The organism is Streptomyces sp. NPDC027663, from assembly GCF_055566415.1.
The window spans coordinates 154,229-175,878 of the sequence record NZ_JBVHSK010000003.1 but is presented as its reverse complement, the minus strand read 5'-3'; the positions used below and the strand labels follow the sequence as shown (position 1 = coordinate 175,878).

Sequence of the window (21,650 nt, the reverse complement as noted above, 5' to 3'; positions counted from 1 at the left end):
CAGCGGGGATGCCGCACGCCTCCCGGCGGCTGGGCGTCGCACGCCTTGACGGCATGCGACGGTCAGGCGAAGACGTCCTGCTGGTAGCGCTCGTCGGCCTCGAGCTGGGCGAGCCACTGCTGGGCGACCGCGTCGTCGCTTCCGGTCTTCTGACGGTGGATGGCGGCGAGGGCCTCGCGGACGGCGGGGGCCATACGGCGGCCGTCACCGCAGACGTAGATGTACGCGCCGTCCTCGATGGCCTGCCACACCGTGTCGGCGGCATGGGCGATGGCGTTCTGCACGAACCGGGCCGGGTGGCCGGTCACCGCGGAGAAGGCGGTGTGGATCCGTGCGATCCCGGTCTGCTCCCAGTCCTGCATCTCCTGCTGGTAGAAGTAGTCGTGCTCCGGGTGGCGGCAGCCGACGAAGACCTGCGACAGGCCGACCTCGGTGCCGTTGGCGTGCTGCCAGGCCCGCTCCTCCAGGAAGCCGCGCAGCGGCGCGATGCCGGTGCCGGGGCCGATCAGGATCAGCGCAGTGGCGGGGTCGGCCGGCGGGGCGAACGTGGGGGAGGGCACGCGGACATACCCGTAGACGACGTCACCGGGCTCGAGGCCGGCGATGTAGGAGGAGCAGGTGCCGCGGTACTGGCCGTCGCCGGACAGGGCCGGACCCTCCAGCAGGCCGACGGTCAGGCGCACATGGCGCGGGTTGGCCGACGGGGCGGAGGAGATGGAGTAGAAGCGCGGACGGATCGGCCCCATCATCTCCAGGAACACCGCCAGCGGCAGCTCGACCGCGGGGAAGCGCTCCAGCAGGCCCAGCACCGAGACCCGCTTGCCGAGGATCTCCTTCTGGTAGTGCTCCTCGGCCTCCTGGGTGTCGGCCGCGTACGCCTGGAGCTGCGGACGGGTCCACGGGCACTGGGTGTACTCGGCCAGGGTCTGGATCTGGGAGCGGGTGGCCACGTCCTGCAGCTCCAGGAACTCGGTGAGCAGGATGCCGGCGGTGACGGGCACACCGACCGGCAGGTGCGTGCGGCCGCCGCCGGGCTGGTCGAGCCGGAGCACCTGGCCGTACTCGACACCGAGCCGCCGCAGTGCGCGCTCCACCAGGGCGGCTTCGTTCTTGGCGAAGACGGCCAGGTGGTTGCCGGTGTCGTAGGTGACGCCCTCGGGCAGCTCGACGGTGATGGACTTCGCGGACGGGCGCGGCGGCTCGATCCGGAAGTCCCACAAGCCGGTCGCGTCGGCCACGAGCTCCTCGTTGGCGACCACCGTGAGCGGGTATGCCTGCTCGGAGACGATGGCGGGGCGCACGTCGGACTCGGTGAGCAACTGGACCTGGTAACGCGGGCCGCTCGCCGCGGAGGTGTCGGCGGCGTACTCCTCGGCCAGGGTGGCCCACAGCGTGTCCATCCAGCGACTGGCCATGCCGTCGAAGTCACCGGCGGCGTCCGCGATGCCGCGCTCGACGACGGGCGTGGCGCCGGCGGCCAGCAGACCTTCCTCGATCCGCTTGGGGAATGCCTGGAAGGTGGCCACCCACTGGGTGTTGCCGGCACCGAGCAGCGCGAACCGCACGTCGGACAGTGAACCCTCGGGCAGGCCGGCGGCGAGCAGGTCGTCGAAGCGCTGGGCGTTGTCGGGGGCCTTGCCGTTGTAGCTGGCGGCGACGACGACGAGCAGGCCCTCGGTGGGCAGGTTGTCGCCGAGGTCGTCCAGGCTCGTCAGCGTGGTGCCGAACCCGGAGCGCTCACCGCGGTCGGCGATGGTCCGCGCCAGGTCCTCGCAGGAGCCGAGGCTGGAGCCGTAGGCGACGGTCAGGTTCACCCCGACGCCGCTGACCGCTGTCTGCGCCTGTGTGTCGCCGGCCTGCAGGTCGGCGGCGCCGAAGACGGTCCGCTGGTGCTCCTGACGCCTGCGGACGACCAGCTGGAAGTCGCCGGGCTTGCGGGTCAGCGCCTCGCGGACGTCCATCCGGTAGTCGGTGGTGTCGGAGAACCGGAACTTCTGCAGTACCAGCGCGAGCGCCAGGCGGGCCTCGGTGAGCGCGAACTGCCGGCCGATGCAGGCACGTACACCGTTGCCGAACGGCTTGTAGGCGTGCGGGTGCTGCTCGGCGCGGTTCTCCGGCAGCCACCGGTCGATGTCGAACTCCTCCGGGCGGTCCCACGCCTTGGGGTGGGAGTGCAGTGCGCCCATGAGGATGTTGGCCCTGGTCCCCTTCTTCAGCTCGTACCGGTCACCGATGACGGTGCCGTCGATGGGCGCCTTGGCGATCATCGGGATGGGGGCCCACAGGCGCAGGGTCTCCTCCAGGATCCGCGGGATGACGTCGAGCTGCATGATGGTGTCGTAGTCCGGGACCGTGTCACCGGGCAGCAGGCGGTCCACCTCGGCGTACGCCTGCGCCAGGACGTGCGGGTTGCGCATCAGCGAGTACGTGGCGAACGACAGCAGGCCGCTGGTGGTCTCGTGACCGGCGATCAGGAAGGTCACCACCTGGTCGCGGACGTTGTCGTCCGCCAGCAGCTCGCCGGTCTCCGGGTCGGTGGCCTCCAGCATGAGGCCGAGCAGGTCCTCCTCGCCGCTGCCCTTCCCCTCACGGCGCTCCTTGATCACGCTCTCGACCAGGTCACGCATCAGCCGGATGTTCTCGCGGTACTTCCTGTCGTCCGCCTTCCGGAGCCTGGTCATCACCGGCAGCTCCTGGGAGCGCCGCATCGACTCGGTCAGCGCCTCCAGCAGCGCGTTGAGGAAGGGGTGCAGCTCCTCCTTGCCGAAGGACTGGAAGCGGTAGCCGAACCCGGAAAGGGCGATGGTGTCGAGGGTGAGCCGCGTGTAGTCGTCGGTGATGGCGACCGGCTGACCCTCCCGGCTCTCCCATTTGCCGACCAGGTTCTGGGCGATCTCCAGCATCTGCCCGTAGTAGGTCTTCATGGCTCGCTGGCTGAAGGCCGGCAGGAGGATCCGGTGGGCCATGGCCCATTCCTCTTCGTGCTGGTGGGCCGTGAACAGCCCCGCCCCGGTGTAGTCCCGCACATGGGTCAGCGGCGTCTTCTCGATCTGCTTGAAGAACCGCGTCTCGTCGCAGACCTCGGCCACCAGGTCCGGGTCGTAGACGAAGACCTGCTCGATGCCGGCGATGTCCATGCCGTAGATGCCCTCGGGGAACTGCTTGGACAGCTCGTTGAAGTACTCGACGGGGTTGGTGTCGGGGATCTGCGGTGTGTGGCCGAGCAGGGGTACCCCGCGCGGGGACCGGATGGGGCGGAGGTCGTTCGCGGAGTTCGTGGTCATGGCTCGCTCCTGTGTGGGAGGGGGTGGGCAAGGGCGCGGTGCGCTGGTCGATGCCGTGGCGCCGCACGGAAACATACGCCGTATGGAATTGGTACCGTACGTCGTATGGAAACTCGGTGCAACCCTGGTCGGCGCGGCCGACCGCTGTGATCAAGGTCATTTCCGTACGACGTACGAAACTGGTACCGTACGAGGTATGGAAAAGAAGGTGAGGCGTCCCCCGCGGGGAACGAGGAAGAGGGACGTGCCGCTGACCGAGGCCGGGATCCATGCCGCCGCGCTGCGGCTCATCGACGAGGAGGGGGTCGAGGCGCTCACCATGCGCAAACTCGCCACCGTGCTCGATGCGAACCCGATGTCGCTGTACCACCACGTGCCGAACAAGGAAGCCGTGCTGCGCGGCGTGGCGAGAATGGTCGGCGCCCAGTTCCGCACCGTGACGCTTCAGGATGCTCCCTGGCAGGAGCGCATTCGCCTGCTCGCCACGGATTTCCGGACCCTGGCGCACCGTCATCCCAACCTGATGGCCTACTCGTTCAGCCACCAGCCGGACTTCATCCAGTCCGACGATCCGTTCTGGACCGCGCTCACGGCGATCGTGGCCGCCGCGGGAGTGCCGGAGCCGGAGGTCTCGGAGGCCGCCGCTCTGGTGGTCGCCGTCGTCGTCGGTGTCCTCACCGCCGAACTCAACGGCTCGCTTCACCAGTGGGCGAGCCTCAAGCCCCCCGGTCTCGCCGCCGGCGAAGACGAGTCCACCGACGCGGACCCGTCAGGGTCTGTCCAGGACCGCAGGTTTCGCATGGTGATGGACACGCTCATCGCGGGCCTGGAAAGCCGGCTTGCCGCCGGACATGACAGCCAGGGCCCCGGCTGGGCACGCAGCTGATCGCCTCGGTCATCGCAAGGGCGAGTCGGCGGTGGGCGTCAGCACGGACTCGGCGATGCCGACGATCTGGGTGATGTCGAAGCCTTCCATGTCCGCGCGGAATTCAGGGCTCGACAAGTACGCCTCCAGTCGCTCCTGCATGTCGTCGGCGTCCCTGTAGGAAACGAGGGCGTACAGCTGGGGAGCCTCGCTCGCGGGCGCTGCGGGCACCGTCCAGACGCCGTGAGTGGTGATCCGGTGCTTTGCCATACCGGGAATGTGCTTGGCCCAGATGTTCTCGTAGGCGGCGAGCGACTCAGGGCTGCGCAAGGTGTAGACACGAAGCTGGTACTGGGACATGAATCTTCGTTCCTTTTCTTCGGGGCGTGGATGGATGGCGGTCAGCCTTGCGAGAGGAGGAACGCCAGTTCGGTGTCCCAGTCGATGCGTCCGGACTCGGTGCCTCGTGGCACCAGCGCCTCCGTGTTCTCCAGGAAGGACCTGATGTCCTGCGCGGGAACCTCGAGCAAGGCGGTACCCGCGGAAGACCCGAGGGTGATGTGCATCGCCTCGAGGCCGTGATCAACGGCCGGCCGGGCCCGGACATCTCCCTCGCCTGCGGAACCCGTCAGACCGTTGCTCAGAAGGTCGCGACCGAGGACCCATTCGACCGGCTCATCACCGTGGACGAAGAAGAGGGCACGGACGACATAGGGGTCGGTGGGTTCGTAGCACAGGCGCATACACAGGGGCAGGGAGTGCTCGTGTGAGACGACAAGCCGCGCGGCCACATCCCGCACGACGGTCTTCAAGGATGTCATCGGCATTCACTCCTAGGCCCCTCCGCCTCGGCCGCCGCGCCGCCCGGCCGGCGACGAAGAGGCGGCGGAGGAAGGGGTGTTGCAGCAGGGCCCGGGCGGGGGTCAGGGACCGCTGATCCCTGACCGGCGAGCGGTCCCTGTCGCCGACGGACTTCAAGGCGGCGGAAACGGCCTGGGCCCCTGGCCGCGAGCGGATCCTGCCTCACCACTCACCGTGGTTCCGGCTGTATTCCTGGTGCCGGCCGCGGATCGCGTCGCAGGAGTAGCCCTGTTCGAGCAGGTAGCCGACTCCGTGGTCCCACCGGTGGTCGGCGGCCTTGACGCTGACGGGCGGGCGGTGGGCGTGTGCGGACGCAGGAGTCGCGGCCGAAGCGGTGCCCCCGGCACCGAGCACGGCGGCACCCGCGACCGCCATGGAGGAAGCGGTGACAGCGATGCGCTTCGTGAGCTTCTTCATGATCTTTCCTTCCCGGCCGGCGTGAGGTGTGCCGACCGGTCGTACAGGCAGGCGATGTGACGCCTGGCGTGGTCCGGGTCAGAGTTTCCATACGTTGTACGGAACCTCTCTTTCATTAATACCATACGTTGTATGGAATGGTCGAAGTGGCATGGGTCACGGAGCTGGCCGGAGCTGACCGGGGGCGACAACGGACGCTTTTCTCAGGAGAGTTGGCGATGCTCGCCTCATCGGTGCGCCGGAGTGTGCGTTCCGCAGCCGCGACGTGCGGGCCTGTGATTCCAGGCCCATGCTGGAAACGAGGGGGGAGACAACGGAGGAAGTGGTGGATATGCGGACCGTTGTCGACCTCACGCGCTGCCAGGGCTATGCACAGTGCGTGTTCCTCGCCCCGGAGATGTTCGAGCTGCACGGCGAGGAGGGACTGCTGTACGCCACGGCCGTCCCCGACGACCAGGTCGAACGCGTGCGTCAGGCCGCGGCGGCGTGCCCGGTCCAGGCGATCCTGCTCGGGGAAGAGGTGAGCACTGGTGCACGATGAGCTGAAGCACGGCCGTATCGTCATCGTCGGCGCGTCGCTGGCCGGGTTGCGGGCAGCCGAGGCGCTGCGCGAGGAGGGCTTCACCGGTTCACTGACCGTGGTCGGCGACGAACCCCATGCGCCCTACGACCGGCCGCCATTGTCCAAGCAGGTGCTCCTCGGCCAGGCGACGGCCGATACCACCGAGCTGCCCATGCGCCGGGACCCGGACGCCGAGTGGCGCCTCGGCGTCCGCGCCACAGGTGTTGATCTGCTGGCGAAACAGGTGCAGCTGGAGGACGGGGAGTCACTGCCGTACGACCGGCTGCTGATCGCCACCGGCACCCGGGCGCGGCCCTGGCCCAACCGGGAGGAAGCCGACCTGGACGGGGTGTTCACCCTGCGCACCCGGGAGGACGCCGCCGGGCTGGCCGAACGGCTGGATGCGAGGCCGGGGCGGGTGCTGGTGATCGGCGGCGGCTTCACCGGCTCGGAGATCGCCTCGGCCTGCCGGGAGCTGGAGCTCGAGGTCACGGTCACCGAACGCGGCCCCGCGCCCCTGGTCGGCGCTCTCGGCGGCACCTTGTCGAAACTCGCCGCGGTGATGCAGCGCAACCACGGCGTGGACCTGCGCACCGGGGTGACGGTCACCGCCCTGCGCGGGAACGGCGGCTTCACCGGCGCGGAGCTGTCCGACGGCAGCCGCGTGGACGCGGACGTGTGCGTCGTCGCGCTGGGTGCGATCCGCAATGTCGAATGGCTGGCGGACTCCGGCCTTGCGGCAGGCCCGCGCGGGATCGCCTGCGACGCCGGGTGCCGGGCCTTCAACATGTACGGGATCGTCACCGACGACGTCTTCGTGGCCGGCGACGTCTCCCGATTCCCCCACCCGCTGTTCGGCTATCAGATGCTGTCCCTGGAGCACTGGGGAAACGCGGTGGAGCAGGCCGGGGTGGCGGCCCACAACATGGTCAATCCCGGGCCGCTGCAGCGACCGCACCTGGCCGTCCCGTCGTTCTGGTCGACCCAGTTCGGACTCAACATCAAGTCCGTGGGCGTACCCACCTACTCCGACCACGTGGTCATCGCCCAGGGCTCCCTGGAGGCACGTCGCCTGGCCATGGTCTACGGCTACCAGGGGCGGGTCACCGCCGCTGTCACCGTCGACATGGCCAAGTCGCTCGACTACTACCGGCACCTGATCGAGACGGCGGCTCCCTTCCCGCCGCCGCCCGGCGCGCAGGACCGGGCGATCGCGGCGGACATTCCGATGCCCTCTCTCGTACCGGACCCGTCCGTGCTGTCCCACGGCCCGACCGTCGCACTCACCGGCCATCTTCCCGACCGCAGACTGACCGTGGTGTAGCCCACGTCCCGCCGACGACGAGGATCCGTCATGGAATCCGAAACCCTGCTGGCCCGGATCAGCGACTACGCCAGCCGCCCGAACCCCTACCCGCTGTACGCGGAGCTCCGCGGGGCCGGTCCCGTGGTACAGCAGACGAATGGCAGCTACCTGATCGGCACCTACCACGAGATCGCCGCTCTGCTCCACGACCCCCGCATGAGTGCCGACCCCCGCACCCGGGGGCAAGTGACCCACAAACCTCCGTTCCTCCGGCTCGACGACCCCGAACACCACAGACTGCGCACCCTGGCCATGCGGCCGTTCGGACCGCCGCACAGCCCCGACCGGGTCGACTCCATGCGCGGCGAGATCGACCGGATCACCAGCGAACTCATGGCGTCCTTCGAGGCCGGCCGGCAGATCGACATCGTCGACGACTTCGCCTACCCGCTGCCCGTCACGGTGATCTGCCGGCTGCTCGGCGTGCCGCATGAGGACGAGCCGCTGTTCCGGGCCTGGTCCGACGCGCTGGTCGCCGCCGCCGACGTCAGGCCCGACGACGACTCCACCGAGACGGACAAAGCCGGCGACCAGGCACGGATGGAGATGGGCGGGTACCTGGTGAACCTTGCCGAGCAGCGTCGCGGCGATCCGGGCGACGACATGCTCTCCGCCTTCATCAACGAACCGGACCCGGCCCTGCGACTCACCCAGGAGGAACTCGCGGAAACCGCCGTACTGTTGCTCATCGCCGGGCACGAGACGACGGTCAACCTGATCACCAACGGGGCGCTCACCTTCCTGCGCCGGCCCGAGCAGCTGGACCTCCTGCGCCGCGAACCGGACCTGCTGCCGCGCGCTGTGGAAGAGCTGCTGCGCTACGAGCCTCCGGTCCACATGCGCGAGCGCATCCCGCGCGCCGACATGGACGTCGCCGGCACCAAGATCCCGCAACACGCGTCCGTCATCCTGGTGCTGGCCTCGGGCAACCGCGATCCCATGCGATTCCACGAGCCCGACCGGTTCGACCCCACCCGTGCGGACAACCAGCACCTCGGCTTCGGCAGTGGTATTCACGTGTGCTACGGCAGCCCCCTTGCCCGCGTCGAGGCGTACGCCGCGCTCGGCGCGCTGCTTCCCCGCCTCGGCAGCGCCCGCCTGGTGGAAGACCCGCCCCCGTACCGGCAGAACGCCATGCTCCGCGGACCCCGCCACCTGCCCGTCCAGTTGTGAAGCCGCCTAGCCTCGGCGCCTCGTCCCGCCGCGGCAGGACGAGGTCCCCGGATCGGGGTGTGGTCTGTGCGGAAAGGACGGCGGCGGTGTGGTCTGTGCGGAAAGGACGGCGGCGACGTGGTGGAGGGCTTGAGGTCCGGCGGAGAGCACGAGCGCCGGCTGTCGGCGGTGGAGCCGGCCCTGTGGCAGCAGGTGGTCGAGCAGCTGGACACGGCCCTTGCCGTGATCGACCCGGCCGGGCGGATCGTCGCGGTCAACCCGGCAGCCGAGCGGCTACTGGACCGCGCGGCAGCGTCGGTGTACGGGCAGGACCTGCACGACCTGTGCCATCGGGACCCGGGAGGTGCCCTCATCCCGCGGGAGCGCTGCCCGCTGCTGCGGGCACTGGCCGAGAGGCGTTCGGCACGCGGGGACGACGACAGGTGCCTGCGGGGTGACGGACGGCTGGTCCCGGTCTCCTGGTCGGCCACCCCTCTGGCGGACGACGGCGTCTCCGGCGCCTGCCCGGGCATGGTCGTGCTGATCGTCGAGACCGCGGCGGACCGCCGTGCCGGCAGGGAACGCGCGGAACGTGCGGAGCAGTCCGAGCGGCTGGAACAGGCGGAACGAGCCGCTCGTACGAGCGCTCTGGAGAATCTCACAGAGCGGTTGACACTCGTCGCGGAGATCACCGACGTGCTCGGTCAGACACTGGAGGTGGACGAGGCCCTCGCCCGGTTGAGCCGCGTCCTGGTTCCCCGCCTCGCCGACTGGGCCGCGGTGGACCTGCGGGTCGGCTCCCGCCAGGTGCACCGAGTGGCCGTGACCGGTCCGGAGGGCCGAGAAGCCGGGCAGGAGGACTGGCGCGGTCAGCTGCCCCCGGCCGGGGAGGCGACCCACTCGGCCCTGGTCCAGGTACTGAACGGAGGCGGTCCCGTCCTGCAGGAGCGGGTGGACCTGGACGCACCGCCCGACTCCCCGCTGGCCACCGTCCACAGCGCCTTCCTCGGAGCAACCGGCGCGGCATCCGTCATCACGGTGCCGCTCGGCAGCACACGGCAGGTCACCGGTGCGCTGACACTGGTGCGCACCGACCCGGCACGGCCCTTCGGCCCCGGCGATCTGGACGTGGTGAGCGACATCGGCCGCCGGGTCGGCCTGGTCATCGACAACGCGCGCCGGTACGGCCGGCAGCGCGCGGTCGCCGAGGCCATGCAGCGCAACCTCCTCCCCCCGCTGCCCGCGCACGGCCGGTTCCAGCTGGCCGCCCGGTACCAGCCCGCTCCGCCCGGCTCCCAGGTCGGTGGTGACTGGTACGACGCGTTCCCGCTGAGGGACGGCACGCTCGCCCTCGTGATCGGCGACGTCGTCGGCCACGATCTGACCGCCGCGGCCGGCATGGCACAGCTGCACGGCATCCTGCGCTCCCTCGCCTGGGACCATTCCGGGCCGACCGGTGCCGTCGTGGACCGCCTCGACGACGCCATGCACGCCATCACCACCGTGTCGATGGCCACCCTCGTCCTCGCCCGGGTGGAAGGTCCGGAGACCGGCCCATGGACGCTGCACTGGACCAGTGCCGGGCACCCGCCGCCTCTGCTGCTGACCCCCGACGGGAACGCGCAGTACCTCGAAGCCGGGCAGGGACTCATCCTCGGAACCCACCCGGGCGCCGGCGATCCCCGGCCGAGCGCCGCCCACGCCCTGCCGCCGGGGTCCACGCTCCTGCTCTACACCGACGGCCTGATCGAAGTCCGCGGCAGCGACCTGGACAGCGGACTCGGCCGGCTGCGCCGCCACGCCCTCGCCCTCGCCCACGAACCACTGGACACCTTGTGCGACCAGCTGTCGGCCCGGATGCTCCCTGGCAGCACCGACGACGTCGCCCTTCTCGCCCTGCGTCTGCCCGTGCCCTGACCGGGGCCGAGGCGTGATCCACGACGGGGTGGCTGCTCACGTCCCCGGAGCCAGGACGGGGCGGCTGCTCACGCCCCCGGAGCCAGCACCAGGATGCGGAACGGACCGGGCGGCACGGCCTGGAGGGCGTCGTCTTCGGCACACCGCCAGCCCCAGGACCGCATCGTCTCGACGGTCCTGTCGTCCCGGACGTCCACCAGCGCGACGCCGAGCGCAGCGCCGTGGTCGGCGAGCAGCCGTCGCTGCAGGCGCCGGGCGAGGTTCCAGACATGGTCCCGGTACTCCCGGCGCACGCGGGCCGGGACGACCATCCCGGAGACGACGAAGAGCCGACCGGAGGTGGCGCGGCGGAGCAGATTCGCCCGAATACGCCGGTCGAAGCCCGCCCACCATGGACCTGCGCCACCCGCGGGGAAGCCATAGGCGTATCCGGTCAGGGCGGTGGTCTCCGCGATCAGCAGCGAGAACCCCGGCCGTCGTGTGTCGGCCGCGAGATGGCCCAGGAAGGCGCCACGAGCCTGGTTCCACGCCCATGGGTCGCCACCGGAGGTCTCCGCGTACAGGTCACCCAGCTCCTGCAGACGGTCCGCGACCTGACCACGCGTCAGCGGGCGGACGCGTTCCGCGACCTGGGGCGACGACCTGCACTCGCTCTTCGGCGGGCCCGGCACGCACGTACGCGGCCTGCCCCGTGCGGGCCGGAGAGCGGGGAGGGCCAAGGTCGTCGGGAGGAACACCTGCGCGGTCATGGCCAACCCTGCCCCGGGGGCGGACGAAAGCCGCCCCGGCGTCGTCGATCCCCGAGAACGGCACCGGTGCCTGAGGCGGTGCGCGGCGTGCCCTCGGTATCTCCACCGTACTCCGGGCCGGGCCCGCCTCGGCGGCCCGGCGGTCGCCGACGCCGGGAAAGGCGCCGGCCGTCCGCGAGCGGTCGCTGTCCTCCGGCCCAGGCCGGCTCGCGTGACCACCGGGCTCGGCCGGGCGACCGGAAGGCGGCCGGTCGCCCGTACCCGGCATACCCTGCGCGAACGCAATCGCCCCGAGGCCAGCGGGTCGGTGCTCCGCGCCGAACCGGGCGACGAGGACCTCTCGGCCGCCTGCGCCCATCCGGCCGACGAGAGCCTTCGGGACGGCAGAGAAGACGGACCCGGACGACCGACCCGTCCGATTCTCCTCGGCCCTGGAGTAGCCTGACCGTACCGAGAGCTTTTCGTGCAGCGCTTCCGGCGGTGCCGTTCCCGGCGAGGCACGAAACGGGCAGTCGTCCTACGGCTCCCCGGACGGGACCGCACGATGGAACCCACCAGAACGCCGGCCGAAGGCGTGTCCGGTGCCGACGCAGGCGTCTACCACATGCCCCTGCCCCGCCTGACCCTCACCCCGGACGTCAGCCACGGCCCGCTGGACGGGGCCTGGTGGCCGCGCAGCGATGCGCTGGAGCTCGAACTTCCCTCGCTCGTCGGCTCGTTGGAGCCGGACCCGTGGGCCGCGATACGGGTCACCGTGGACCCCGCCGAATGGCCCGGCGCCCCGCACACGGTCATGGCGCCCGGCCGGATGATCGCGGTGGAGCCGGCCGGACCCGGAAGTGACGCGCACGTGATCACCCTGGACTGCGGCACCGTGGGACGCTGGGTGCTCCTGGTCGTCCCGCCCGAGGAGCCCGCCGGAACCGCCGTCCGGCTGCTGGCCGCCGCCGCAGACCCCGAGAACCCGCTGACCGCCGCGCGCATGCTGGCGCTCGCCGAAGAAGGTCGCCCGGTGGGCGCGGCCGGGGAGGTGGAATGAGGCACGGGCCCCCCGGAAAGTCCACGGCAGAGACGACCGGCCGGCCTCAACCCCTACCCTCGCGCGGGCCGTTGCCCGCTCAGGGTGAAGCGCCTGCGCTCTTCGAGGAGTGCCGCATCGTCCGCGCACACGGCGAACTGGACACGCGGACCGTGGCCCGACTGGTCCGCGCCCTGGCCGAGGCCCGCGCGGCCAGGCCCGGACGGCTCCTCCTGATCGTGGACCTGAGCGGGGCGACCTTCACCGACTCCGGCATCCTGCCGCCCCTGTGCGAGGCGTGGTCCGACTGCCGCGCCCGCGGCGGCTGGATGCGCATCGTGTACGACAACCACAGGACCGGCCTGGACGACCGCCATACCGGCCTGCTCGACCGCTTCCCCGTCTACGCGAACGCACAGGACGCCTGGGAGGGACGAACGGCCGACGACACCCCGATCCACCCGCCCCGCCCCACCGCGAGCTCGCTCCTTGCCGCCGGGACGCACCGTCCGGCCGAGGACGACATGCCCGCGCCGAACCACCCGACAGGACACCTCATGAGCAACCAGCTACGGCGCCCGCCGCCGGCCCCGCCCCTCCTTCGTCTGTACCTCGCGCCCGAGAGCACCGTGCCACGCCGTATCGACGGGGCCTGGTGGCCGCGAACCTTCGACCTCCTGGCGGAACTCCCGTCCTTGCTCTCCGGTCTGCCCCGTGCCTGGGGCCAGGTCGTCAGTGTCCTGGTGAACGGCACAGGGTGGGCCGGGGCCCCGGGCCGCATGCTCGTCTGCAACGAGGTCGTCCGGCTGCGCAGGACCACCACGGCCCGCACGCCGAGCACCATCGTTCTGATGGCCCCCGCCCATGGGCGCCGGGATCTGCTGGTCGTGCCACCGGAAGCCACCGAGCAGGCCGCGGAATCGCTCATGTCCACAGTGGGACTGACGCCGGAGCAGGGTCACTTCGCAAGTTGAGCCGCCCCGCACGGGCACGGCGGCTCACGGCTGCTGACCGGTGGCCCTCGGTGCGGGCGCGGGGCGTTGCGGCGGTCGCGGTGCGGTCATGTCGAGCAGGAGGAGGGCGTCGTGGTCGGGCGTGCCGGGTTCGGCGGTGTAGACGCCGATGCGCTGGCCGGGTGTGCCTTCCGCGTGCAGGGACTGCGAGGTCAGGGTGACCGTGCCGACCTGGGGGTGGTGGAAGGTCTTGCCGGCGGGTCTGCGCAACTGCTGGGCCGGGCACTGAAGGGCCGCCGGGACAAGGTGGTGCTGGCCACCAAGTTCGGCCTGGTCTCCCACGGCGGCGACGGCGCGTGGAACCTGGACTCCGGCCCGGCCAACATCCGCACGACCGTCGAGGGCTCCCTGAAGCGGCTGGGCACCGACCACAGCGACCTGTACTACCAGCACCGGGTGGACCCGGACACGCCGATCGAGGAGACCGCCGGTGCCGTCGGCGAGCTGATCACCGAGGGCAAGGTCCGCGCGTTCGGCCTGTCCGAGGCAGGCCCGGACACGATCCGCCGCGCCCACGCCGTCCAGCCGGTCACCGCGGTGCAGTCCGAGTACTCGCTGTGGACGCGCGGCATCGAGGAGCGCATCCTGCCGGTCCTGCGCGAGCTGCACATCGGGCTGGTGCCGTTCTCCCCGCTGGGACGCGGTTTCCTGACGGGCACCGTGCGTTCCACCGAGCAGTTCGACGAGGACGACTTCCGGCGCGGCAACCCGCGCTTCACCGGCGAGAACTTCCAGCGCAACCTTGCAAGCGCCCGCCTTGCCGCCGCCCTCCACGACGGCCGGCGTCTCCTCGTCTCAGCGCCGACGCCCGCATTCCCGGAGAGATCGCCGCGCTGCTCAGTGACCCCGGCTCAGATCCTGTCCGATGGGTCGGGTCAGGTGAGCCCTCCGACCTCCCTCAAATGATCGGTGATCGCGTCCCGGGTCCTCATCAACCGCCGGGCGGGCTCGACCAGAGCAGAACTGTCGCGCGACCGCGCGACCTCAGCGAGCAGCCGGTAGACGGGGGCGACCTGGTCCTCCAACGACTTGACGAGGTCGAAGGCGCTACGCGGCCCCACCAGGCGCACGACTGTCCCCTGCCGCCGCACTTGGCCTATGTGGCCGTCGACAACCGCGACAACCTCCTGCATGTCGACCTCGCGACCCTCGTCCAGCTGCTCAGCCGTCTGCCGGAGCGTACGTGCGATGTCCGTGGCCGCCTGCAGCAGGTCGGTGTACGACTGGAGCGACCTGGCTTCCTGCTCGGCGTACCGAGCCCGCCGCCACTTGCTGCGCTCCACGTACATGTTGCCTGCGAGTGTCAGGGCGACTGCCGCAAGCGCGGAGGCCACCGGCACCACTTGAGTTGTTATGTCAGCCACGGGGCAGGAGTGTGCCACCCCGGAAGCAGGCGGTGCGGCTGGCCCGGTCCACGGTGATGGCACAATCTCCCCCACCTCAGCCCGGCCCGTCACTCCGTCAAGGACTGTACGGCGGATCACGAGCGAAGATCGAGGCGATGTGGCTGGTCGTCAACTGACGGTATGCGGCCGAGCGCTACGCCACCGCCAAGGAAGCGCCGCTCCTTCCTCGGCAGCAGCGGTTCGATCCGCTCCCGCAGTTCGTCCGACACGACCCACGGAGACGCCCTCATGCCCCGACCGACCGATGAAGGCCGGGCCGGGACAGGATGATCGGGTCGGATACCGTCCGAGCGATCAGACTTCACCAGGGGGATGGGATGAACGCAGAAACCGTCACCGCGATATGCGCGGTCGTGATCGCCGTCGCGTCGCTGATCGTCTCGGTCTACCAGACGCATGCCATCCGGCAACACAACCGCCACTCGGTGCGCCCGATACTCCAACTGCACCGTGGCTGGCCGCCGGGAGGCAGGGCAGGGATCCGGCTCACCAATTCCGGACTCGGGCCGGCGGTCATCGTCGACAGCACGCTCACCGTCGATGACGAAGTGCTCGGCGCCTGGAACGCACCCAGTGTCGACCGCGTTCGAGGCCCCCTGTCGGTGCGCCCATCCGCTGTGACCTTCAACCAAGGAGAGGTCATCGCCACCGACTATGAGCAGTACTTGTTGAGTGTGGCGAGCTACGACCCGCAAAGTCACGCCGAAGTCGAGGACCTGATCAATCGTCGGCTCACGCTCAAGATCCGCTACGAGTCCCTCTATGGCGGAGAGAACTACACAGCTGTCCTGGGCCCCGTCCGATGACAGGGGCGCTCCGCACCATGCCGCCGAGCATTCTGTGAGAGCCTGCACGCCGGCGAGGAGGCCGGTGAGTGCCTTCGCATCGCTCTTGCGACGCATCCCGCCTGGCGGACGGTGGGACCCCGCTGCACCGGCCGGCCTACGGGGTCGCCGTGTGAGAGGGGAGCGGGACGTCCGTCATCCGGACGGTGAGGCGGGACGCGTCGGGCCGGGCAGGCCACAGGGCGGGAAGCGTCGCACCCGCGCTTCCCGCCCTTCCCCTGTCGTGCCGCGCGGGAACCCTCACCCCCGCGGCGGCGCGGGCCCCTCAGCCCGCGCTGTACCAGGTCCTCGGACCTGGTCGTAGGAGTGGAACCCCCGGCCGGTCTTCCGGCCGAGCAGTCCCGCCTCGACCATCCGCTGGAGCAGCGGCGGCGGCGCGTAGAGCGGTTCGCGGAACTCGTCGTACAGCGACTCGGCGATCGAGGCGACGGTGTCCAGGCCGATCAGGTCCGCCAGCTTCAGCGGGCCCATCGGGTGAGCGCAGCCCAGTTCCATGCCCGTGTCGATGCCGGCGGCCGTGGCGAAGCCGGACTCCGCCATCCGTATCGCGGACAGCAGGTACGGGATGAGAAGCGCGTTGACGACGAAGCCGGCCCGGTCCTGGGACCGGATGACGGTCTTGCCGAGCACGCGAACTGTGAAGTCCTCGACCGTGGAGGCCGTTGCGGCCGATGTGTGCAGCGAGGTCACGACCTCCACGAGCGGCAGCACGGGGACGGGGTTGAAGAAGTGCAGTCCTACGACCTTGTCCGCGCGGCTCGTGGCCATGCCGAGTCGCATGACCGGGAGGGAGGAGGTGTTGGTGGCGAGAACAGCGGCAGGATCCTCGACGATCTTGTCGAGGGCGGTGAACACCTCCAATTTGACGTCCGGGTTCTCCACTACGGCTTCGACGACGAGCTGCCGGTCGGCCAGGTCCTCCAGATCCCCGGTGAAGACGAGCCGGGCGAAGGCGTCCTGCGCGGCGGCCTTCGCCAGCTTGCCACGCTGTACGGCCCGGTCGAGCGATGCCGCCACCCTGCCCCGCGCGGCCCGGGCCGCCACCGCGTCCACCTCGCACACCACGGTGTCGAGCCCGGCCCGTGCGCAGACCTCGGCGATGCCGGCTCCCATCTGACCGCCGCCGACGACGCCGACGCGCCGGATGTCCCCGCTCATGCCCCGGCCTCCGTCCGGCGCACGAGGTGGCGGGTGTAGGCGTCCGGGGTGAAGAAGAGCGGCAACTCACCGGCCAGCGCGCTTCGTTCGAAGAGTGCGCGGATCTCCTCGACCGGCGCCCAGGGATACTCCGAGCCGAGCGCGGCGACCTCGTCTTCGAGCAGTGCGAGAACCGTCTCCCGGTCGATCACCCGGTGCCGCAGCCACTGCCAGATCTGCACGCGGGCGATTTCGGCGGTCGCCGCGTCCTCCATCAGGCCGTACAGGGCCACGGCGCCCTGTCCGCGCAGCCAGGCGGCGAAGTAGCGCAGGGCGACGGCGATATTGGTGCGGACGCCCTCGGGGGTCGGAGGGCTGCTGATGCGGCGTATCGACAGCAGATCGGCCGCCGTCACCTCCACGTCGTCCCGGGTCCGGTCGATCTGGTGGGGCCGTTCGCCGAGGACGCCGTCGAAGACCTGGCGGCAGACGGGGACGAGTTCGGGGTGGGCGACCCAGGAGCCGTCGAAGCCGTCTTCTGCCTCGCGCTCCTTGTCCAGCCGGACCTTGGCGAGTGCCGCCGCGTGGGCGGCCGGGTTTTTGCCGGGCACCTGTGCGGCCATGCCGCCGATGGCGTGGGCGCCGCGCTTGTGGCACGTGCGCACGAGCAGTTCGGTGTAGGCGCGCAGGAAGGGGGCGGTCATCGTGACCTCGGCACGGTCGGGCAGCAGGAAGTCGGTGCGGTGGCCGAATGTCTTGATCAGGCTGAACAGGTAGTCCCAGCGGCCCGCGTTGAGGCCCGCGCTGTGTTCGCGCAGCTCGTAGAGGATCTCCTCCATCTCGAACGCGGCGGTGATCGTCTCGATGAGGACGGTGGCGCGGATGGTGCCGCGGGGGATGCCGAGGAGTTCCTGGGCGGTGACGAAGATGTCGTTCCACAACCGGGCTTCGTAGCGGTTCTCCAGCTTGGGCAGGTAGAAGTACGGGCCGTACCCGGCGTCGATCTGCCGCTGGGCGCAGTGGAAGAAGTACAGGCCGAAGTCGGCCAGCGCGGCGGGCACGGGACGTCCGTCGTACTCCAGGTGCTCCTCGTCGAGGTGCCAGCCGCGCGGCCGGACCACGATGGTGGCGAGCCGGTCGCCGAGCCGGTACTCCTTGCCCTCAGGTGTGGTGAAGCCGATGCGGCGCTCGATGGCGTCGAGCAGGTTGAGCTGGCCGCCGATCACGTTGTCCCAGGTGGGTGCGGTGGCGTCCTCGAAGTCGGCCATCCAGACCTTGGCGGCGGAGTTGAGGGCGTTGACAGTCATCCGGCGGTCCGGTGGGCCGGTGATCTCGACGCGGCGGTCGGTCAGCCCGGGGGCGGGTGGTGCGACGCGCCAGGTCGGGTCGGCACGGATGGCGGAGGTGACCATCGGGAAGTCGAGCGGGGAGCCCGATGCCAGTCGCAGGACCTGCCGGCGGCGTTCTCTCATCAGGTCCAGCCGGCGTGTCCCGAAGGCTGCGGTCAGACGGCCGACGAAGTCCAGGGCGGCGGGCGTGAGGATCTCGTCGTGCCGGTCGCCCAAGGGCGCGAGGACGCGGACGTGGTGGGTCGGAGCACTGGTGGACATCGCTTCTCCTGTGGGGCGGGGCAGGGCGGCCGCGGGAGCGGGAGCGGGGACCGGACGGGGACGGTCGTACGACCCCCGCTCGCCCGCAACGGACCGGCAGGTGCCGAAGGGCCGGCCTAGTGGAACTGCTCCTCCTCCGTGGAGCCGGCCAGGGCGGTCGTGGAGGAGGCCGGGTTGACCGCGGTGGAGACCAGGTCGAAGTAGCCGGTGCCGACCTCGCGCTGGTGCTTCACGGCGGTGAAGCCCTGCGCCTGCGCTGCGAACTCCCGCTCCTGCAGGTCGACATAGGCGGTCATGCCGTGCTCGGCGTAGCCGCGGGCGAGGTCGAACATGCCGTGGTTGAGGGAGTGGAAGCCGGCCAGCGTGATGAACTGGAACCGGTAGCCCATCGCACCCAGTTCGCGCTGGAACTTGGCGATCTGGTCGTCGTCCAGCGCGGCCTTCCAGTTGAAGGACGGGGAGCAGTTGTAGGCGAGCATCTGGTCGGGGTACTGCGCGTGGATCGCCTCGGCGAACTCGCGGGCCTGCGCCAGGTCGGGCGTACCCGTCTCCACCCAGATCAGGTCGGCGTACGGGGCGTAGGCCAGACCGCGGGCGATGACCGGCGCCATGCCGTTGCGCACTCGGTAGAAGCCCTCGGCCGTCCGCTCGCCGGTGACGAACTCGGCGTCGCGCTCGTCGACGTCGCTGGTGAGCAGGTTGGCGGCGAGCGCGTCGGTGCGGGCGATGACGACCGTGGGCACGTCGGCGATGTCGGCCGCGAGGCGGGCCGCGTTCAGGGTGCGGATGTGCTGCGAGGTCGGCACCAAAACCTTGCCGCCGAGGTGGCCGCACTTCTTCTCCGAGGCGAGCTGGTCCTCGTAGTGGATGCCGGCGGCGCCCGCCGCGATCATCGCCTTGGTCAGCTCGAAGGCGTTCAGCGGACCGCCGAACCCGGCCTCCGCGTCGGCGACGACCGGCGCCAGCCAGTCCGTCGTGTCGCCCGCGTCCTCGGCGGTGGCGATCTGGTCGGCGCGCAGCAGTGCGTTGTTGATCCGACGGACCACCTGGGGAACGGAGTTGGCAGGGTAGAGGCTCTGGTCGGGGTAGGTGTGGCCGGCCTGGTTGGCGTCGGCGGCGACCTGCCAGCCGGACAGGTAGATGGCCTGAAGGCCCGCTTTGACCTGCTGGACGGCCTGGCCGCCGGTGAGCGCGCCGAGTGCGTGGACGTAGTCCCGCTCGTGCAACTGGCGCCACAGCCGCTCGGCGCCGCGCCGGGCCAGGGTGTGCTCCTCACGGACGCTGCCGGAGAGCCGGACGACGTCCTCGGCGCTGTAGGTGCGTTCGATGCCCTGCCACCGGGGGTCGGTGGCCCAGCGCCGCGCGAGTTCCTCGGCCGCCTGCGTCCTTGCCTCTGCCATGACTGTCACGTCTCCTCGATCTGTGGCGTCTGCCAAGCCCGTGCTGCTCGAGGTGGGGATGGCACTGTGTGTCGTCTCGTTCAGATGCGGCCCGCCGTCACCTCGAAGGGCGACAGTGAGCAATGCTGCCGGTGCCGGACGCCGCCACTGCCGGGATCTCCGATGTCAGGGCGATGAATCGGGCCCCGGTTCCGGGCGGTGTCTGCCGGGTCCGGCGGGCCGCACTGAAACTCTGGCACTGGCACTGAGTGCCAACAACCGTGGACGTCTGCCAACTTCTGCGAATCTTCCCGCCGCCTTTTGCCAACCTTGCGAAGGGCGTCGTGGGGCCGGACCTGGCCTACACTCGCGGTCACCCGGCCACGGAGGATCACACGGTGAGCAAGACCTACGCGGGAGCGCGCCTGCGGCGGCTGCGAGAGGAGCGCCGCATGAGCCAGGCCGAACTCGCCCGCGTCCTGGGCATCTCCCCGAGCTACCTCAACCAGATGGAGCACGACTCCCGCCCGCTCACCGTGCCCGTACTGCTCCGGCTGACAGAGACGTTCGGCGTCGACCCGGGCTTCTTCTCCGAACGCGACACGACCCGCCTCGTCGCCGACCTGCGCGAGGCGCTGACACGAGAAATCGCCACCGCCCGCATCTCCCCGTCCGACCTCGCCGAACTGGCCTCGCGCCTGCCCGAGGTCGCGCAGGTCCTCCTCGACCTCGGCCGCCGCAACCAACTCCTGACCGAGCGGCTCACCGGGACAGCCGACGGCCGCGACACGGCAGGGGAGACGCCCCACTCACCCCACGAGGAGATCCGGGACTTCTTCTACCGCCGCCAGAACTACCTCCACGACACCGACCTCGCGGCCGAGCAGTTGGCCGAGGAGGTCGGCATCCGGCCCGGCGAGGTCGTACAGGCCCTGACGAACCGCCTGGCCAAGGCCCACGGCATCCACCTCTCGGCCGACACCGGCGACCACCTGCACCGCTACGACGAGGCGAGCCGCACCCTCCGCCTGTCCAGTCGCCTGCGTCCCGGCCAGCGAGCCTTCCGCATGGCGACTCACCTCGCGCTGCTCGAGTACGGCGACGAACTGGACCGTCAGGCCGCCGAGGACTTCGCATCCGGCTCACCGGCCCACCACCTGGCCCGCATCGGCATCGCCAACTACTTCGCGGCGGCCCTGATCCTGCCGTACGGCGCATTCCACGCGGCAGCCGAAGAGGTGCGCTACGACATCGAACGCCTCACCGACCGCTACGGGCTCGGCTACGAGACCGTCTGCCACCGCCTGAGCACCCTCCAGCGCCCCCGGCTGCGCGGCGTGCCCTTCTCCTTCGTCCGCGTCGACCGCGCCGGCAACATGTCCAAGCGCCAGTCAGCGACCGGCTTCCACTTCTCCCGCGCCGGCGGCACCTGCCCGCTCTGGAACATCTACGAGGCGTTCGCCGCCCCCGGCCGCATCCACGTACAGATCGCCGAAATGCCCGACGGGCAGCGCTACCTGTGGACCGCGCGAGCCGTCACCCGGCACCGCGGTGGCTGGGGCGAACCCGGCAAGACCTTCGCCATCGGCCTCGGCTGCGAGATCCGCCACGCCCACCGTCTCGTCTACTCCGAGGGCCTCGACCTCACCAACGCCTCCGCCGCCACCCCCATCGGCATGGGGTGCCGCGTCTGTGAACGCCTCGACTGTCCCCAACGTGCCGCGCCACCCCTTGGCCATCCGCTCCGGATCGATCAGAACACCAGCACGTTCGTGCCGTACCCCGTGACAGGGAACATGACCTGACCAGGCCGGCTCTCGCCTTGTCCTTCCGCGACCATCCTGCTGGGGGACGCCTGCGGCCGACCCCGAACGCAGGGGCCCCGCCGCTTCGGTTTCCGGGCGGGCGGCGCCTGGCGCCGGCCGGAGGTCAGCGTCGGCGTCCGTCGCACTGCACCCGAAGCTCGCGCGAGGGAGCCTTGTACCGCTGCCTGGTGCCGGATCAGATCCCCTTCGGTATCGACTGGAAGGAATGGGCACCGAGATCCCGTGACGCACTTCTCCTGCTTC

18 protein-coding genes and 2 pseudogenes are annotated in these 21,650 nt (G+C 70.5%); 10 read left to right on the top strand and 10 right to left on the bottom strand.

Going from position 1 to position 21,650, the window contains the following annotated elements; translation table 11 throughout:
* Window positions 1–62: 62 nt before the first annotated feature.
* Complete coding sequence (locus tag ACZ4SF_RS10140) at window positions 63–3,284, bottom strand: bifunctional cytochrome P450/NADPH--P450 reductase (RefSeq protein ID WP_468380889.1); 3,222 nt, start codon at window positions 3,282–3,284, stop codon at window positions 63–65.
* A 244-nt stretch (window positions 3,285–3,528) separates the two neighbouring features.
* Here ACZ4SF_RS10140 and ACZ4SF_RS10135 point away from each other — a divergent pair, with 244 nt between their 5' ends.
* Complete coding sequence (locus ACZ4SF_RS10135; protein ID WP_468380886.1) at window positions 3,529–4,170, top strand: TetR/AcrR family transcriptional regulator; 642 nt, start codon at window positions 3,529–3,531, stop codon at window positions 4,168–4,170.
* A gap of 9 nt (window positions 4,171–4,179) precedes the next feature.
* Here ACZ4SF_RS10135 and ACZ4SF_RS10130 read toward each other — a convergent pair whose 3' ends face one another.
* The 3 genes from ACZ4SF_RS10130 to ACZ4SF_RS10120 all read right to left on the bottom strand — a co-directional run bounded on the left by ACZ4SF_RS10130 (window position 4,180) and on the right by ACZ4SF_RS10120 (window position 5,427).
* Entirely contained in the window at window positions 4,180–4,509 is a 330-nt protein-coding gene (locus ACZ4SF_RS10130) for an NIPSNAP family protein (protein WP_468380884.1), read from the bottom strand.
* A gap of 41 nt (window positions 4,510–4,550) precedes the next feature.
* Window positions 4,551–4,970 carry an SsgA family sporulation/cell division regulator gene (locus ACZ4SF_RS10125; RefSeq protein WP_468380882.1) on the bottom strand — a complete coding sequence of 140 codons (420 nt, stop codon included), beginning with the start codon at window positions 4,968–4,970 and terminating at the stop codon, window positions 4,551–4,553.
* A 202-nt stretch (window positions 4,971–5,172) separates the two neighbouring features.
* Window positions 5,173–5,427 carry a hypothetical protein gene (locus ACZ4SF_RS10120; protein ID WP_468380879.1) on the bottom strand — a complete coding sequence of 85 codons (255 nt, stop codon included), beginning with the start codon at window positions 5,425–5,427 and terminating at the stop codon, window positions 5,173–5,175.
* 331 nt (window positions 5,428–5,758) lie between these two features.
* On the opposite strand from ACZ4SF_RS10120, the gene ACZ4SF_RS10115 reads away from it, so the two are divergent.
* The 4 genes from ACZ4SF_RS10115 (at window position 5,759) to ACZ4SF_RS10100 (ending at window position 10,424) form a co-directional block, all read left to right on the top strand.
* Window positions 5,759–5,968, top strand: a complete 210-nt coding sequence (locus tag ACZ4SF_RS10115; protein WP_468380876.1) for a ferredoxin — start codon at window positions 5,759–5,761, stop codon at window positions 5,966–5,968.
* Window positions 5,958–7,313, top strand: coding sequence for an NAD(P)/FAD-dependent oxidoreductase (locus ACZ4SF_RS10110; RefSeq protein ID WP_468380873.1), 1,356 nt, complete (start codon window positions 5,958–5,960; stop codon window positions 7,311–7,313). The genes ACZ4SF_RS10115 and ACZ4SF_RS10110 overlap by 11 nt, the downstream gene beginning before the upstream one ends.
* 30 nt (window positions 7,314–7,343) lie before the next feature.
* A complete protein-coding gene (locus ACZ4SF_RS10105; protein ID WP_468380871.1) occupies window positions 7,344–8,528 on the top strand; it encodes a cytochrome P450 in 1,185 nt (394 codons plus the stop codon).
* A gap of 117 nt (window positions 8,529–8,645) precedes the next feature.
* Complete coding sequence (locus ACZ4SF_RS10100) at window positions 8,646–10,424, top strand: PP2C family protein-serine/threonine phosphatase (RefSeq protein ID WP_468380868.1); 1,779 nt, start codon at window positions 8,646–8,648, stop codon at window positions 10,422–10,424.
* A gap of 68 nt (window positions 10,425–10,492) precedes the next feature.
* Here the strand turns inward: ACZ4SF_RS10100 and ACZ4SF_RS10095 are convergent, their stop codons facing one another.
* Window positions 10,493–11,173: a hypothetical protein gene (locus ACZ4SF_RS10095; protein WP_468380865.1), complete on the bottom strand. Its 681-nt coding sequence runs from the start codon at window positions 11,171–11,173 to the stop codon at window positions 10,493–10,495.
* A 544-nt stretch (window positions 11,174–11,717) separates the two neighbouring features.
* Here ACZ4SF_RS10095 and ACZ4SF_RS10090 point away from each other — a divergent pair.
* Both ACZ4SF_RS10090 and ACZ4SF_RS10085 read left to right on the top strand, forming a co-directional pair.
* A complete protein-coding gene (locus ACZ4SF_RS10090) occupies window positions 11,718–12,212 on the top strand; it encodes a DUF5994 family protein (RefSeq protein ID WP_468380863.1) in 495 nt (164 codons plus the stop codon).
* A gap of 71 nt (window positions 12,213–12,283) precedes the next feature.
* The gene (locus tag ACZ4SF_RS10085) at window positions 12,284–13,165 is read left to right on the top strand and encodes a DUF5994 family protein (RefSeq protein ID WP_468380860.1); all 882 of its coding nucleotides are present in this window, start codon (window positions 12,284–12,286) and stop codon (window positions 13,163–13,165) included.
* Window positions 13,166–13,189: 24 nt separating this feature from the next.
* On the opposite strand, the pseudogene ACZ4SF_RS10080 reads toward ACZ4SF_RS10085, so the two are convergent.
* A pseudogene (locus ACZ4SF_RS10080) lies at window positions 13,190–13,411 on the bottom strand (MmyB family transcriptional regulator); the annotation flags it as partial.
* Between ACZ4SF_RS10080 and ACZ4SF_RS10075 the strand changes: the two are divergent.
* Window positions 13,319–13,975 (top strand): annotated as a pseudogene (locus ACZ4SF_RS10075) (aldo/keto reductase); the annotation flags it as partial. The pseudogenes ACZ4SF_RS10080 and ACZ4SF_RS10075 overlap by 93 nt on opposite strands.
* A gap of 104 nt (window positions 13,976–14,079) precedes the next feature.
* Here ACZ4SF_RS10075 and ACZ4SF_RS10070 read toward each other — a convergent pair.
* On the bottom strand, window positions 14,080–14,568 hold the full coding sequence (locus ACZ4SF_RS10070) for a hypothetical protein (protein WP_468380858.1): 489 nt from the start codon (window positions 14,566–14,568) through the stop codon (window positions 14,080–14,082).
* Window positions 14,569–14,927: 359 nt separating this feature from the next.
* Here ACZ4SF_RS10070 and ACZ4SF_RS10065 point away from each other — a divergent pair, with 359 nt between their 5' ends.
* Complete coding sequence (locus tag ACZ4SF_RS10065; protein ID WP_468380855.1) at window positions 14,928–15,416, top strand: hypothetical protein; 489 nt, start codon at window positions 14,928–14,930, stop codon at window positions 15,414–15,416.
* Between the two features lie 279 nt (window positions 15,417–15,695).
* On the opposite strand, the gene ACZ4SF_RS10060 is transcribed toward ACZ4SF_RS10065, so the two are convergent.
* From ACZ4SF_RS10060 to aceA, 3 genes are all read right to left on the bottom strand, one after another.
* Complete coding sequence (locus ACZ4SF_RS10060; protein ID WP_468380852.1) at window positions 15,696–16,613, bottom strand: 3-hydroxybutyryl-CoA dehydrogenase; 918 nt, start codon at window positions 16,611–16,613, stop codon at window positions 15,696–15,698.
* Window positions 16,610–18,202 carry a malate synthase A gene (aceB, locus tag ACZ4SF_RS10055; protein ID WP_468380851.1) on the bottom strand — a complete coding sequence of 531 codons (1,593 nt, stop codon included), beginning with the start codon at window positions 18,200–18,202 and terminating at the stop codon, window positions 16,610–16,612. The genes ACZ4SF_RS10060 and aceB overlap by 4 nt, the downstream gene beginning before the upstream one ends.
* Window positions 18,203–18,318: 116 nt before the next feature.
* Window positions 18,319–19,602, bottom strand: a complete 1,284-nt coding sequence (gene aceA / locus ACZ4SF_RS10050; protein WP_468380848.1) for an isocitrate lyase — start codon at window positions 19,600–19,602, stop codon at window positions 18,319–18,321.
* A 377-nt stretch (window positions 19,603–19,979) separates the two neighbouring features.
* Between aceA and ACZ4SF_RS10045 the strand changes: the two genes are divergently transcribed.
* Window positions 19,980–21,386 carry a short-chain fatty acyl-CoA regulator family protein gene (locus ACZ4SF_RS10045; RefSeq protein ID WP_468380846.1) on the top strand — a complete coding sequence of 469 codons (1,407 nt, stop codon included), beginning with the start codon at window positions 19,980–19,982 and terminating at the stop codon, window positions 21,384–21,386.
* The last annotated feature ends 264 nt before the right edge of the window (window positions 21,387–21,650 follow it).